Origin of the sequence: Mesorhizobium sp. B283B1A (assembly GCF_020165735.1) — a bacterium.
GTDB lineage: Bacteria > Pseudomonadota > Alphaproteobacteria > Rhizobiales > Rhizobiaceae > Mesorhizobium > Mesorhizobium opportunistum.
Genome location: NZ_JAIUIQ010000054.1, coordinates 21840 through 36026 on the forward strand (window position 1 = coordinate 21840; position 14187 = coordinate 36026).

The 14187-nt window shown below is 60.5% G+C and carries 11 protein-coding genes; 6 read left to right on the forward strand and 5 right to left on the reverse strand.

All coding sequences use genetic code 11. The features are described from left to right. The first annotated feature begins 153 nt into the window (after positions 1–153). Positions 154–633: a class I SAM-dependent methyltransferase gene (locus LB577_RS29615; RefSeq protein WP_224689991.1), complete on the forward strand. Its 480-nt coding sequence runs from the start codon at positions 154–156 to the stop codon at positions 631–633. 124 nt (positions 634–757) lie between these two features. Here LB577_RS29615 and LB577_RS29620 read toward each other — a convergent pair whose 3' ends face one another. Next, complete coding sequence (locus LB577_RS29620; protein ID WP_224689992.1) at positions 758–2173, reverse strand: adenylate/guanylate cyclase domain-containing protein; 1416 nt, start codon at positions 2171–2173, stop codon at positions 758–760. 175 nt (positions 2174–2348) lie between these two features. Between LB577_RS29620 and LB577_RS29625 the strand changes: the two genes are divergently transcribed. The 3 genes from LB577_RS29625 (at position 2349) to LB577_RS29635 (ending at position 5378) form a co-directional block, all read left to right on the forward strand. After that, positions 2349–3203, forward strand: coding sequence for a hypothetical protein (locus LB577_RS29625; protein WP_224689993.1), 855 nt, complete (start codon positions 2349–2351; stop codon positions 3201–3203). 73 nt (positions 3204–3276) lie between these two features. Next, on the forward strand, positions 3277–3801 hold the full coding sequence (locus LB577_RS29630; RefSeq protein WP_224689994.1) for a GNAT family N-acetyltransferase: 525 nt from the start codon (positions 3277–3279) through the stop codon (positions 3799–3801). Positions 3802–4049: 248 nt separating this feature from the next. After that, the gene (locus LB577_RS29635; RefSeq protein WP_224689995.1) at positions 4050–5378 is read left to right on the forward strand and encodes a hypothetical protein; all 1329 of its coding nucleotides are present in this window, start codon (positions 4050–4052) and stop codon (positions 5376–5378) included. 22 nt (positions 5379–5400) lie between these two features. Here the strand turns inward: LB577_RS29635 and LB577_RS29640 are convergent, their stop codons facing one another. Further along, positions 5401–7164, reverse strand: a complete 1764-nt coding sequence (locus tag LB577_RS29640; RefSeq protein WP_224689996.1) for an adenylate/guanylate cyclase domain-containing protein — start codon at positions 7162–7164, stop codon at positions 5401–5403. 237 nt (positions 7165–7401) lie between these two features. On the opposite strand from LB577_RS29640, the gene LB577_RS29645 reads away from it, so the two are divergent. Both LB577_RS29645 and LB577_RS29650 read left to right on the forward strand, forming a co-directional pair. Then, on the forward strand, positions 7402–10701 hold the full coding sequence (locus tag LB577_RS29645; protein WP_224689997.1) for an ATP-binding protein: 3300 nt from the start codon (positions 7402–7404) through the stop codon (positions 10699–10701). Positions 10702–10720: 19 nt separating this feature from the next. After that, positions 10721–11401, forward strand: coding sequence for a redoxin domain-containing protein (locus LB577_RS29650; protein ID WP_224689998.1), 681 nt, complete (start codon positions 10721–10723; stop codon positions 11399–11401). A 90-nt stretch (positions 11402–11491) separates the two neighbouring features. Here the strand turns inward: LB577_RS29650 and LB577_RS29655 are convergent, their stop codons facing one another. The 3 genes from LB577_RS29655 to LB577_RS29665 form a co-directional block, all read right to left on the reverse strand. Beyond that, positions 11492–12562 carry an adenylate/guanylate cyclase domain-containing protein gene (locus LB577_RS29655; RefSeq protein WP_224689999.1) on the reverse strand — a complete coding sequence of 357 codons (1071 nt, stop codon included), beginning with the start codon at positions 12560–12562 and terminating at the stop codon, positions 11492–11494. 3 nt (positions 12563–12565) lie between these two features. Next, positions 12566–13060 carry a Rab family GTPase gene (locus LB577_RS29660; RefSeq protein WP_023767407.1) on the reverse strand — a complete coding sequence of 165 codons (495 nt, stop codon included), beginning with the start codon at positions 13058–13060 and terminating at the stop codon, positions 12566–12568. Between the two features lie 11 nt (positions 13061–13071). Further along, a partial coding sequence (locus LB577_RS29665; protein ID WP_224690000.1) for an OmpA family protein occupies positions 13072–14187 on the reverse strand: 1116 nt, incomplete at its 5' end.

Consider the following 14187-nt stretch of genomic DNA (forward strand, 5'->3'; position numbering starts at 1 on the left):
CCGGGCCGCCAAGCCCACCCGGTACGACCCTCGTCGGCAGCCTGTTTGGTGGTTGCAGTGTCCATCGTCGGCCTCTATATGCGGCGAGGCGCGATCGGGGTTTAATCGCGGGCATTACCGATCTCTTGATCTGGTTGAGGACACACAAAGCATATGAGTCGTCTCGAGAATTTCATCAGCAGGATGACCGCACAGCGTGACATTCTCGATTACGTCTGCCCCGAGGTGGCGAAGATGGAAGGGCTGGTGCTCGAGCTTGGCCTCGGCAATGGCCGGACGTTCCACCATCTGCGCGAACGCCTGCCCGGGCGCCGGATCGTGGTGTTTGACCGCGAAGTCGGCGCACACGCCAGCTCCATTCCCGAAGCTGAAAACCTCGTGCTCGGCGAAATACGGGAAACGGGCCGCAAGTTCATCGGCATCGAAGCCGCCCTTGTTCATGCCGACATCGGCACCGGCTATGATGATCGCGATGCAGTGACCGCTACCTGGCTTCCCGATCTGATTGCGAGCCTGCTTCGCGTTGGCGGCTTCGCGGTCAGTGGCACGCCGCTCGATCACCCGTTGCTGCAACCCCTTCCGGCGCCGACGTCGGAGCCTGCCGATCGTTATTTCCTCTGCAAGCGCTTGTGAGCGGCCGAGAGCGCTTCACGGAAACGCTGCTCCAGCTTCTCGTTTTAACGCAATTGCCAAGCGAAAGCGTAGCCATTCTCCCGGAAACCATTTCACGCTTGTCCAGGAATTGCTCTGAAATTCCTCAGGGGATTGTATATACCGCGATCTCCCGCTCAATGCCGCGCAGCGAGACTTCGTGAGGCACGGGGGTCAGCGCGTTCCTGCGCAACAGATCGGCGGTGAGATTGTCGTCGACCACCGCGCGGGTGGCGAAGATCGCCTGTGCGTTGGCGAGGTTCTGGACCCGTGAAGCAATGTTGACCGTCTGGCCAAAATAGTCCTGCCGCTCGTTCATGGACACGGCGATGCAAGGGCCGGCATGGACTCCGATCTTGAGCAGCAGGTCCTCGCGGCCGCTTTTTTCATTGAGCCCACGCATGGCATCGCGCATCCTGAGGGCCGCGGCCACCGCACGATCAGGTGTCGCGAAGGTCGCCATCACCGCATCACCGATCGTCTTCACCACCGCGCCCGCCTCGGCCGCGACGATCTCGTGCAGCACCTGGAAATGCTCGCGCACCAGATCGAAGGCTGACAGATCGCCCACCCGCTCGTAAAGCTCGGTCGATCCGCGCAGGTCGGTGAACAGGAAGGTCAGACTGGTGATCTTCAGCCGCTGGTTGATATCGAGCGTGTCCGTGCGATAGAGATCGCGAAACGTCTGGTTGGTGAGCAAGCGCTTGGCGGTCAGGAAGGGCCGGCGCTTGCCCAGGAAATCATGCAATGCGTGGCCTGCGATGAAGACCGTCGGCAGCACGCGGGTGTCGGTCCTGTTTTCCAGGGAAATGCGCAAAGGGCCTGGTTGCATCTCCAACGTCTGGTTCTGGACATGGTCGCGGTCGAAAACCAAGGAGAGGCTTCGGCGCTCCTTTGTTGGTTCGCCCTTAGCATCGATGAACTGCGCTGAATGCGTGACCGGCTCGAACACGATGACGAATTCAGGCGGAAGCTGTATGGGCAGAACCGCCTTTTCACCGGGCGCAAGCTCGATATCCTCCAGCGAGAACTCTTCCATCTTCTCCGCCAAACCTTCTTCCGGCAGATCGGCGCCGGACGCTAAGTAGATCTGGCGGAAATATTCCACCAACGGCAGTTCGTGTGGAGTGTGGGCGGCAATCTTGCGTATGCGTGGACTGACGGTGAATGTCACCTCGACCATTTCGTCGAGGGTTGGCGAATAGCCCTCGGAGCACAGCGCGCAGGTGTATTCGTCCTTCTGCATGGTTTTCAGCGTGGCGTTGGTGTCGAGCACGCCGCCGCAGCCGGGGCACAGAACATTCCAGGAGATGTCGAAGATGCCCACCCGCGCCGCATGCAGAAAGGCGCTGATGGTGCGCTCCTCGTCGACGCCATTCTTGCTGGCGAAGGCCAGCGCATTGATGCGGCAAAGCTCGCGGTCCTTGCCCTCGGCGATGGTTCGCCGGATCGCATCGATTGCCTGCGGATCGACATCGGTCGATTGCCGCAGAAGTGAGAACAGATCCTGAGCTTCGGTCATCGTGCAGGCTCCGGAAAATGCGCCGCGAGGCGTATTGGCCGGACCGGGCTTCGGTCCGCGCACCCCATCTTACGTCGAAAGGGATCGAACGGCCATTCGAATGGATAGATCTGATGACAGCTCAATTTGCATGCGGCGGATTTTCACCGGCCGCAAGGGGCGCTAGGGTGGGTGCATGGGGCATTCATCTTTGGGGCATTCTCCCGTGCCGACATCCAACAACCCGCCACTTCCCGCGGCGCTACGGCTTTTCTCGGCAGGGGTCATTATCGTCCTCATCGTCGGCGCCGGCCTGTTTTTCGCGCCTGCGCTGGTCAAGCCGCGCTGGCCCTGGCCCGTCACGCCGTTCAGTGCCCGCTTTCTCGGCGGCTTCTACACCGCCGAAATGGCAGTGATGGCGGCGCTCTTATTCTGGAATCGCTGGTCGCCGGGCAGGCTCGTGCTGGTCATGGCGTTCATCTTCACCCTCATAGTGTCGGCGGTTTCGTTGATCAATCTCGGCTATTTCAACTTCGAGCGAAAAGCGGCCTGGCTGTGGTTTCTGGTCTATCTTGGTTCGGTCGCGATATCGGGGCTGTTCCTGTGGCGGGCCAGGGCCCGTCAGTCAGCAAATGGCGTGACCCCGAGCCCGGCATGGCGCAGCTACATGTTGGCGGAAACGGCGGTCCTTGGGCTCTATGGCTTGGGCATGTTGCTGTTTCCCGCTATGGTCAGCAGCACCTGGCCATGGACGGTCGATCCCTTCCACGCCCAGGTCTACAGCGCCATCTTCCTCGCCGGAGCTGGCGGGACCTACCTTATTTGGAAAAGCGCGCCGCGCGAAGAATTGCTGGTGCTAGGCTTGGCGCAATTTCTGGTCGGCCTGCTTTCCATCCTTGGCCTCGTCATCACCGACGGCGCGATGCACCGGATCGACTGGACGGCGGCCGCTACATTGAGCTGGCTCGCCCTTTTCGGCTGGATCGGCATCAGCGGCGCCTTAAAACTCTACACCGCCTCTCGGTGTTTTGGTTCGCAATCGACAGCATAGGCGGGAGAGACGGCTGGATTTTCAGGTGACGTCCGGTGCATCGTGTAGGGCCGATTGCATCGCCAGGAAAGCCATGACCAGCACGACCTCTCCATCGGTGGAGAAAATCCAGCCGCAGCTCCGAGCCGTCCGGCCAGGCGATGCCGAGGCGCTTTGCGCCATCTTCAACATGCCAGGCTTTCGCTGGGGCACGCTCAGGATGCCGTTCGAGATGGTGGAGCAGGTGGAGCGGCGCATAGCCAAGTCCGGCCAGGAAACCACCTGGATCGTCGCTGAATTGGACGGCAAGGTCGTCGGCCATGGCAGCCTGATCGTGCAAAGCTCGCCGCGCCGTTCGCATATCGGCGAAATCAATATCGGCCTTGACGATGGCTTTGTCGGCAGGGGCATCGGCTCGGCCATACTTGGCGCGCTGCTTGACGTGGCCGACAACTGGCGCGCCCTGAAGCGGGTCGAATTGAGCGTCTATGCCGACAACGAACCGGCCATCCGCCTCTACACCAGCCATGGCTTCGAGGTCGAGGGACGGCATGTGAAGGCCGGTTTTACCGACGGGCAGTACCACGACCTCCTGAGCATGGCCCGGCTGCGGTTCTAAGATCCGCTTTTATCAACGTGCTGGCGACACGAGCGCGGTCGACAGCAGGTATCCTCGGAGTGCCGGGACAGCGACAACACGCAATCTGAGGCTCATTGCATCATCTCTCACGACCCAGCTTATGGCGTTGACGTAGACAATTCGTGCCGGATCCGCTCTCACTTGGCGTTTGCCCCGCAAGCGGTTAGACGGGACCGATGACCGACGTCTGTGATCCAACCCCTGCGCCTCCGGCGGAAATTCTGGCTGTGCTGTCGCTGCTCTGCCCGGAAGTCGTGCGTGACATCGAGCAGAACTGGAATGCGCCGGTTTCCGACTACGCCCGCCATCTGTGGCGCCCGGTGGCAAGGCCAGTATCGGTCCCGGCGATCGCTGCCCGCTCAATGCTGCGCGAAGTCCTGCATCAGCGCCTCGGTGTAATTATGCAGCCTGAGGAGATCGGCAAGGCCCTCGATGAGTTCGAGTACAGACCGGTGATCCAGTCCGGTCTGCACTGCCTGCTTCTGATGGATCGGATCACCTTCGATTCCCTCCTGTTTGCCTGGCTCGGCGCGGTCGAAAACGAGTTGTCAGCCTTCGTCGGCTTCATGGGAACGACGATGACCATGGAGACAATTGGCCGGGAGGGGCCCGGATGGCTCCATGTCGGTGACGACAAGGTCAACCTGTTTGGCATGGGGCGCCACAAGCTGTGCCGCAAAAGCGCCTGCGCGGCCGGTCCCGTCTCCCTCAACAAGCGCGCGCTCGAAGCGGTGGGCGATGAAACGGATGCCAGCCGCTGGCTAGGTACACTGCTTGCCCACCAGGATAAGGTCTTTGGAACCGCCGCCGATGCCATAATAGCGCTGAACGACGATCTGGTCGTCAATTGGGATCGCTCCGGCATGGCCCTGCCGGTTTTCATCGATGATCGGCTCGCCGCGGCTGCCATGGCGCGGCATCTACGACATGACGGCAGTCTTCTTTCCAGGCTGCTCATCGAACCCGCAAGACGCCGGCGCCTCGAACATGCCTTGCAAAAGGCGGCATCGGGTCCATTCGGCAGGTTCCTCCCCAATGCCACGGACTATTTCTGGGGCATCCGCGAGGAGCGCGTGCGCAAGCTCGTTCTTGAGAACGGGAACCTGATGGAGCCTGACAAGCCGCATGGTCTTTCCATCCCGTTCGAGCGGCCACATCTTAGGCAGGCGCTGCTGGACGGCGTGCTGCTGCCGAACTTGTTCCTGACGTTCCTGGTTCTCGCCATCTTGCCGCGGGTGCGGGTTGTCGGCGGCCTGAGACAGATTGGCTATGTAGCGCTTTTCCACTCGATCCTCCTAGCTGCGTTGGACGAAACCGTATCGGAAGAGCGTGATCTGGCTGCGGAGCTGCAGGTAAGGGAAAATGCTTGGGGCACCCGGGTCATCGATGAAAAGATTTCGGTCCGCGAGCAGCTTGCCGGCCTACCGGAAGGGGCGCTCTTCGCGGATCTGCTCCGGCAATACCGTTCGCGGACATTTGCCGAGGCCACCGACAACCTGAAACTGATTCGCGAAAACGCGCGATGGCGCAAGATCGGCCAAGCCTACAGCGTCTGATCCCGCCGCATGGCCTCACCTGTCATTGCTCTATACCGGCCTTGCGGAGCCCCTCCACCATGAGTTCGAAATCGGCAGGGTTCTTGTAGGGCAGGACTTTGCGACGGTATTCCAGCGAATAGTCAGGATTGACGCGAAGCACCTCCTGCCATGCCGCCTGGGCCTCGGCGAAACGGCCCAGATGGCCGTAGCTGGCGGCCAGAAGCGCCCGCGAGACGTCGGTGACAGCGTTGCGAGCCAGCCGTTGCATCAAGAGGTCAGCGGCCTCTTCGTACCTTCCAAGTTGAAACAAGGCCAAAGCCTGAAAGTGGAGAAGCACATCCGGGAAATATGGATTCAAGGTTTTTCCCCGGGCAAAACTCTCGACGGCGTCTTCGGATCTGCCCGAATAGTACAGCGCCTCGCCGAGGGCAACGTGCGCTTCGGCGAAGTTCGGATTGAGGACTAGCGCGCGCTCGGCCTCGTCGATGGCCCCATCGTGTCGCCGTGTGTACAGCTTGACAATAGCAAGCGCCCAGTGCGCCCAGGGATCGCTGCCATCCAGCATTACCGCTCGCGTTGCGGCCTCTTCCGCTTGCGCCATCGATTCCGGGGGCGACGCACCCCACCGGTTCAGGTAATCGATGCCGTGGGTAAGGGCCAGGAATGCGTGGGCAGAGGCAAATTTCGGGTCAAGTTCGATGGCACGTTGCAAGAGGTCACGAGCCGCGACGTTCGTCTCCCTCGTTAGCCGGTGCCACAGCTCCCTGCCCCGCAGGAAATAGTCATACGCCTCCGTATTGCGCGGGTACTCGGTAGCCAGCCGCTGCCGATCACCCGCGGTCAGATTAAGCGCCAGCGCGCCGACGATCTGTTGCGTCACGTCGTCCTGCACGGCGAATATGTCGGTCAGGTCGCGATCGAACCGCTCCGCCCAAAGATGGCCGCCCGAGGTTGCGTCGATGAGCTGCGCGGTGATGCGCACCCGGTTCCCCGACTTGCGTACGCTACCCTCAAGAACATACCGCACGCCGAGTTTCGTGCCCACCTCCTGCACACCGACGTTCTGGCCCTTGAAGGTGAACGACGAATTGCGTGCGATGACGAAGAGCTGCGACAGTTTGGACAGGGCCGTGATGATATCCTCGGAAATGCCGTCGGCGAAGTAGTCCTGTTCGGCGTCACCGCTCATGTTGGCGAACGGCAGCACGGCGATCGACAGCTTCGGCGGCACTGCCGTAGCCGGCCGGCTAGTTGCGCTTTCCGGGATGGCGGTCCCGGCGCTGCCAACTTGGAGCGAATAGACCCGGATCGGCTCGGCGATGTTCTTGAGCTGTGTGCTGCCGAGATCGCTGACGGAGAGGTCGAGCCTGGCCTTGACCTGGCGATAGGCATCTTCGGACAGGCAGATGGCGCCGGCCGCCGCGAGTCCCTCCAAACGCGAAGCGATGTTGACGCCGTCGCCCATCAGGTCGCCGTCGCTTTCTTCGACCACATCTCCCAGATGGATGCCGATCCTGAACTCGATACGGCGGTCTTGAGGCACGCCGGCATTGCGCTCAACCATACCATTCTGAACCTCTATGGCGCATCGCACGGCATCCACCACACTGCGGAACTCAACCAGCGCCCCATCGCCAGTGCGCTTGATCACCCGGCCGTGGTGCACTGCGATGATCGGATCGATCAGGTCGCTGCGCAGTGCCCGCAACCTCGCCAATGTACGATCTTCGTCCGCGCTCGCGAGCCGGCTATATCCGACCACATCCGCAGCTAGAATTGCGGCTAGCTTACGATTCTCGCTCAAGGGCCGTCTCCTTATCTTCACGATAGCAGGAAGACCGAACCAAGAGGGAACTTTCGCAACCGACAGCCACGCAGAACCGAATTGGCTGCGCGCTGTCACAGGTCCCACCCGATCGCCCGATGCCCATTTGTGCTGCCGCTTGCCCATCGAAGGCTATGGGTTCATGCTTGTGAATACACAGGCCGGGAAATGCGTAGGGAGAACACGCCGTCACGGCCCCTAATGAGGTCTGGCTCGATGGACTGCGCAGGCTGCGGTTTCGAGGTTGAGGGCGGTTACGCTTTCTGTCCGAGGTGTGGCAAGCGCCAGCCCGTGCCATGCGCCAGTTGCGGTTATCCCTGCGCATCTGATTTCGGGTTCTGTCCGAAATGTGGGGCAAGCGTCGGTGTGCCCGCAAAAGCCGTCGAACGGCTTGCTCCGACACCAAGCCGAACCATTGTGCCGCCCTCTCGAACTCCGTCGCTGCTTCCGAACATTGATAACGACGAACGGCTGCAGCCCATCTCTGACGCCGATCGCCGGACGGTAACCGTCCTCTTTGCCGACCTTTGCGGCTTCACGACACTCAGCGAGCAGCTCGACCCCGAGGTCATGCAAACCCTGCAGAACGAGCTGTTCAAGGAATTGACGGCGGCGGTGCGAAATTTTGGTGGTTTCGTCGACAAATTCATCGGCGATGCACTGCTGGCTTTGTTCGGTGCACCGGTCGCGCATGAGGACGATCCGGAGCGTGCGCTTCGCGCCGCTCTCGACATGATCGCCCGGACGGCGCGGCTCGGCGAAAGCACCTCTCACTCCGGCTCGCCTCTATTACTTCATATTGGCATAAACACTGGCCCCGTCGTTACTGGACGATTAGGCATCGGCACCGCCAAATCCTATTCGGTGACCGGCGACACCGTGAATACAGCACAACGCCTGCAATCGCTGGCCGCACCGGGTGAAGTGCTGGTAGGCGAACTCACTCACAGGCTGACCCGGCATGCCTTCTCTTACGAGTCGATGGGTGATGTCGTGCTTCGCGGCAAGGCTGGCAGTGTGCTCGTCCATCGATTGGATGCACCGCTTGCGGTGCCGCGTGCAGCGCGTGGGCTCGAGGCGCTCGGCCTCAGCGCGCCGATGATAGGTCGTGCTGCGGAGCTCGACAGAATGCTGGCGAGCCTTGACCGGGCGTGCGGCGGCACGGCCCAACTTGTCCGCCTCGTCGGAGAAGCCGGTATCGGGAAATCGCGGCTGGTGAAGGAGTTCGTCGCCCGTGTCGGCGACGAGGACCGTTTTCGCAACGTCGCCGTGCGACAGACCACGTGCTCACCATTGGGCGAACAATCATTTGGCGCCTTGGGCGCAGTGGTGCGCAGTGCTGCCGGGATGATGCAAAACGACGATGGGGACGATATGCGGGGGAAGCTCTCAGGCTTGCTTGCCGATCTCGGCCTGCAGGGCGAGGAGGCGAAGCGGCTGATGCCTTTGCTCTACCATGTGGTTGGGCTTGGCGACCCGGATGCCACCTTGCAGCATGTCGAACCCGAGCAGCTCCGGCGGCAAATTTTCTACGCGGTCCGCACCATCATCGAACGGCGGCTTGCGTTGTCGCCGCTGTTGATTGTCGTCGAAGACCTGCACTGGGCCGACGCCGTTTCGCTCGAGGCACTGCGTTTCGTGATGGACAGGTTGGAACGCACGCGGTTAATGGTGCTAGTCACGCATCGCTCGGCACCGGAGAGCGGCCAGCTCGACTCAAGTCGGGTCAGTCACACGGCGCTCAGGCTTTCACCGCTCAACAGCGATGAAGGACGCAGCCTGCTGGCGGCGCTTTTCGGCGAGAGCTGGGTAAGCTCCGCAACAGGGCTCGTCGATCAGATCCTCGACCGAGCGGGTGGCAACCCTCTTTTTGTCGAGGAGATTGTTCGCGGCCTTGTTGATCGCGGTGTACTGGTGCGCGAGGGGCAGCGATGGCGGACCGTAGCAGGCGAAGTCGCAACCGACATTCCCGCCACAGTCCAGGCAATGTTGCTCACTCGCTTCGACCGGCTGCCACAAGAAGTGCGCCGGTTGGCCCAGGAAGCCGCGGTAATCGGGCCGCGCTTCGATGCCACCCTTCTGAGGACCGTGACAGCCGACCCCGCCTGGCTAGAAGCCGGCTGCGAACTGCTTTGCGATGCGGAAATCATCGAGGAAGTTGCCGGATCAGGCTCTGTCTCGTCGCAAAGCTACCGCTTTACGCAAACCTTGCTGCAGGACGTGATCTACCAGAATCTGCTCCGGCAACGCCGGACCGAAATCCACGGGCGGATAGGTGCTGCCTTGGAGCAACTGTGCGGCGACAATCCGGAACGGCTCGAGGACTTGACCGTGCTCGGTCACCAGTTCGCACAAAGCGCCGAGCGGGAGAAGGGCGCGCACTACCTGCAGGCGGCCGGCGATCGCGCCCGCATGATATACGCCAACGACGACGCCCTTCGTTTCTACGAGCGAGCATTGACTGCGTTGGAGGCGACCGGGCAAACACCGCTCAAACTTACAATTACCGAGCGCATTGCCGATTTGAGCGGCTCGGCGGGCCGCCGCGAGATCGCGCACCACCACTACGAGGCGGCCTTGCAGGCATACCGTGAGTCGGCTGATCGCGTAGCCTCTGCCCGCGTTCTGCGTAAAATCGGTCGGCTGCTCTGGGACGTCGGCAAGCGGGACAAAGCAGAATTCCGCTACGCTGAAGCGGCAGCGCTCCTCGATGGAGCGGATGCTCCGGTCGAGCAGGCGCATCTCTGGCAAGAACGTGGCCGACAAGCGTTCCGTAGCGGAGATCACGATCTCGCGGCAAAATGGGCAGACGCGGCGTTGGATTGCGTACGCACTCTGACAGCAGAGCATGTTTCCGAGGTGGGGCGCGGTGCCACTCTCGTAACCGCCGAGGCACTTAATACGAAGGCTGTCGCGCTGGCTCGCCTTGGGCGAAACCGTGAAGCCGTGCGTCAGGTCGAGCATAGCATTGAATTGGCCGAAGCCGCCGGTCTGCTGGGCACGGCCTGTCGCGGCTATACTAATCTAGGTGTGCTTTACACGACCATCGATCCCGCACGGGCGATGGAGGTCTGTCGACGCGGTCTTGAAGTCGCGCGCCATATTGGGGATTTGGGCTTCCAGGCGCGCCTCCTCGCCAATCTGGCGGTGGCTTGTTGTACTTTCACCGATCGCTGTCCAACGGAGGGCGTGCCTGCTGCCGAAAAGGCCATCGAGATCGACCGGGCACTCGACCAGCGCGAGCACCTGGCGGTGCCGTTGATCGTGCTTGGGCAGATTCACCAGTGCAACGGCCATCCGGAACTGGCCGTCGGCTTGTTCCACGAAGCACTGGACGTCGCCCGCGAAACGGGCGAGCCCCAACTGCTGTTTCCGTGCTATGATGGTCTGGCAACGCTTAATCTCGACCTCGACAATCTGGCGGAGGCCGAACGCTACTTTTCCCTGGCGCAGGGTATATGCGCCCAGCACGGGCTCGACCCGGAAGCGCTTGTGGTGCTGCCTTTTCTCGACTAGCCGGGGTTGGAGGTTGGAAATGTCCGCGCGTAGTGACTTGGTACCGCTTCAACCGGGCGACCGTGCGCCGAACTTGGTCCTCGACGCCATTACCCAGGATGGCAAGATCGCGCTTGACGACTTTCGCGGACAAAAACCGGTGCTGGTTGGTCTGTTTCGAGGTCTGCATTGTGCGTTTTGCCGGCGCCATATCGCCGCTCAGGCGCGAATTGATCCGGAGCTGCGCGAAAAGGGCGTGGAGAGCCTGACGGTGGTCAACACGCCTATCGAACGGGCGCGTCTCTATTTCCGCTACCACCCGATGCCGACTCTGCTTGCGGCCTCAGATCCTGAACGCGCTTCCCATCGTGCTTTTGGGCTACCCAATCTCGAATTCACCCAAAACGAGACGAACTGGCCGTACAAGGTCTCGATCGCAGCGGCAAAGGATATGCTGGTCGACATGCCAAGCGAGTTGCCCGGTCCAATGGATCCTTTTGCGGCCACCGAAATCCTCAACAAGAGGGATAATTATGAAGTGACCGAAGCCGATGAGCAGATGATGGCGACGGGACACGGACAACTGATCGGTCAGTTCCTACTGGACCGGCAAGGGATCGTCCGCTGGAGCTTCACGGAGGTGCCAGAAGGTGGGCGATACATGTTTGGGGCGCCAAACCCGCAAGAGCTGATGTCAGCCGTGTCCCAAGTCGCCCAATAGACCGTCGGCGGTCACCACCGGGTCGAAACTTCGCGTTACAGCTCGGGGCTTGAGATGAATGAGCCCAGGATCGGCACTGCTGCGCGGCAATCAGGCCGGGAGCCGCCACATTCTCACACGACCTGTACCACGCAATTCCGTTTCCTCGAGTGGGTCGCAAGCAAAATTTGGCCCAAGCATTTGGCGAGTTGCATCCGAAATGCGGATTTCATCGGGCTCCGCGGAGGTTTGAATACGCGAGGCGAGATTAACCGTCTCGCCCCACAAATCATAGGCGAACCGCCTCTTGCCTATGACGCCGGCGACGATTGGCCCTGAGTGAATTCCAATTCTGAGTCTCAGCGGTTCTCCTGCGAAGCGTTCGCGCTTGACCGCCTTACGCAGCTCAAGTGCATAGCGCGCGAGTGCCTTCGCATGATCGGCTCGCGCGGTGGGCAGGCCAGCGACCACCATCACACAATCGCCGATTGTCTTGATCTTTTCGCAGCCGTATCGTTCCGAGAGCCGATCCGCCGTCTTGAAGAAGTAATTTAAAATTGCGAGTGTCGTTACGGCTCCGACGCTCCGCGCCCGTTCTGTAAAACCGACTATGTCGGCAAAAAGCACACTCACTTCTGCGTGGTTGTCAGCAATTTTTTTGTGCGCCTTCAGCCGCTCCGCGATCGACGCCGGAAGTATGTTGAGGAGGAGGGTTTCGGCGCGATGGTATTCACGCGCCAATCCTTCCTGGCTCTTCCTCAACGCCTCGTTCGTCGATTGTAATTCCTTGTTGAGTTGACGCTCCCTCTCTTGCAGGAGGGTCATTTCATAAGCCTTTTGTTGAAGCCGCTGCCTATTGTCGCGTTCGGCAGTGGCGTCAAGAAAGAGCAGCCACACGCAGGCATTCTCAGCAAAAAAATGAAGGTCAGCGACACGCCCGCTGGGCAGTTCGACCATGGTAATGTGAAACGGAAGCTCCGGACAAGGCAGCAAACCTTCCATGAATTCAAGCTGCTCGGCAACAGGCTCGCCAATGCGAAGCGACGAGAGCCCGTAATGCTCAACGTTACCGCCCTTCGCAGCCACGCAAAGCTGAGTGTCGATTTTCAGATAAGCGACGGAGTTCCCATTGTAGAAGAAGTTGAAAATCCAACTGCTGACTTCTTTTGGCAATCCATGCATGATCTACTTGGTTACCATCAAAGCAAGTTGACGAAATGCATCATCGACATTCTCACCCGAGAGCGCACTCGTCAGATAGATTTGCCATCCACGCTGCCTGAGTTCGTTGATATCACTCTCCGATATTGCCCACCGATCGGCCAGGTCGGATTTGTTGATCAGCACTACGAACGGCATTGCGCCGAATTCGGCCTCGGCCCGTTCGCGCAGCGTGAGCGCCACGGCAAGCGTCGCAGCGCGGGTCCCATCGACGACTAGCACAAGCCCGGTTGCACCTCGAACATAGCTGACGCGGAATGAGCCGATGTCGTCTTCGCCGGCCAAGTCCCACAAAATCAGATCGACGGTTTTATCCGGGAGTGCGACATTCTTCTTGTCGATTTTCACTCCCACCGTGGTCAGGTAGGTTTCTGAAAAGATGCTTTGCACAAACCTGCGAACCAGGCTCGTCTTTCCGACAGCGAACCCGCCCAGCATGCAGATCTTTTTTTGCACCATCTTGAGCTCCCCTAGTCCAGGTTTACCGTAATCGAAACCCGGCGATTGGTGGAGCTCCCGGCTTGACTGTTTTCAGGTACCAGCGGCTCAAAAGTGCCCGCGCCCCGAACCAGCAGCAGTTCCGGCGCGACGCCGCGTTTGTTGAGAAGCGCACGAACGGTCTCGGCGCGGGCTGCACTGATCGACGCGTTGGCCGTCTCACGGCCTGTGGCGTCCGAATGCCCGGTCAACATGAAACGCGCTGCTACGCCTGACTTGCGGGCATTTTGGGCGAATTCCTTGATTTGATCCGCCAGCCTGTCGAGAACCGGCAGTTGCTCTGGTCCAGGCACAACTTTGCCGGAAGAGAAGAAAATATCAGTCGTCTGGATGGCCTCTCTCAAATAATTAAGTTCTTCGAGGTTCAACTCGCGCAGTTGCGAGACATCCAGAACCACTCCGTCCGCCGAAAGCTGTTCGGCAGCGGCCTGCGCCCGGTTGATCCAGGCGACAGGAGCCTCCCCCACGACTAGGATGCGACCTTGGATGATCGAAAGCTGAACCGATTTCGGCGGGGACAGCGACGCCGTCAGCCGCTTCACCACGAACTTTGGATCAAGGCTCTGAAAGAATTGCCACTGTGAGTGAACGCGGGCAGGATCAATCTGCGTTCCGGACAGCAGAGCTTGCGGGTCGGCGGCAAGCGGGTCTCTCAGGCCGGAAATGTAGAATTGGCCGCCCCTAACCGTTTGCTGAGCGACGATGATTCCCGATTGGGCCTCAAGTCGCGACACATAATACTGCCAGTGCTCCGCCTCGCGTGCTTCCGGGCTCACATCACGAACCTTGGAGATGTCGAATTCCGGTCCGCCTACTGAAAGCTGTCGGGCCGCGGCACGCGCCCGATCTATCCAAGTGTCGGGAGCCTCACCCTCGGCAACAATGCGATTATCGACGATCGAAAGCCGAACCGATTTCAGCGGATACAGCAACGCCGTCAGCCGCTTCACCACGAACTTTGGATCAAGGCTCTGATAGAATTGCCACTGCGAATGGACCCTGCCGGGATCAACCTGCGTTCCCGACAGCAGGGCTTGCGGGTCGGCGGCAAGCGGGTCTCTCAGGCCGGCAATATAGAATTGGCCATC

Coding starts and splice junctions, on each gene's coding strand:
- LB577_RS29625 (WP_224689993.1), top strand. CDS start 2,349: ATGGGGCATTCATCTTTGGGGCATTCTCCCGTGCCGACATCCAACAAC.
- LB577_RS29620 (WP_224689992.1), bottom strand. CDS start 2,173: ATGACCGAAGCTCAGGATCTGTTCTCACTTCTGCGGCAATCGACCGAT.
- LB577_RS29615 (WP_224689991.1), top strand. CDS start 154: ATGAGTCGTCTCGAGAATTTCATCAGCAGGATGACCGCACAGCGTGAC.
- LB577_RS29655 (WP_224689999.1), bottom strand. CDS start 12,562: ATGCATGGATTGCCAAAAGAAGTCAGCAGTTGGATTTTCAACTTCTTC.
- LB577_RS29630 (WP_224689994.1), top strand. CDS start 3,277: ATGACCAGCACGACCTCTCCATCGGTGGAGAAAATCCAGCCGCAGCTC.
- LB577_RS29650 (WP_224689998.1), top strand. CDS start 10,721: ATGTCCGCGCGTAGTGACTTGGTACCGCTTCAACCGGGCGACCGTGCG.
- LB577_RS29660 (WP_023767407.1), bottom strand. CDS start 13,060: ATGGTGCAAAAAAAGATCTGCATGCTGGGCGGGTTCGCTGTCGGAAAG.
- LB577_RS29645 (WP_224689997.1), top strand. CDS start 7,402: ATGGACTGCGCAGGCTGCGGTTTCGAGGTTGAGGGCGGTTACGCTTTC.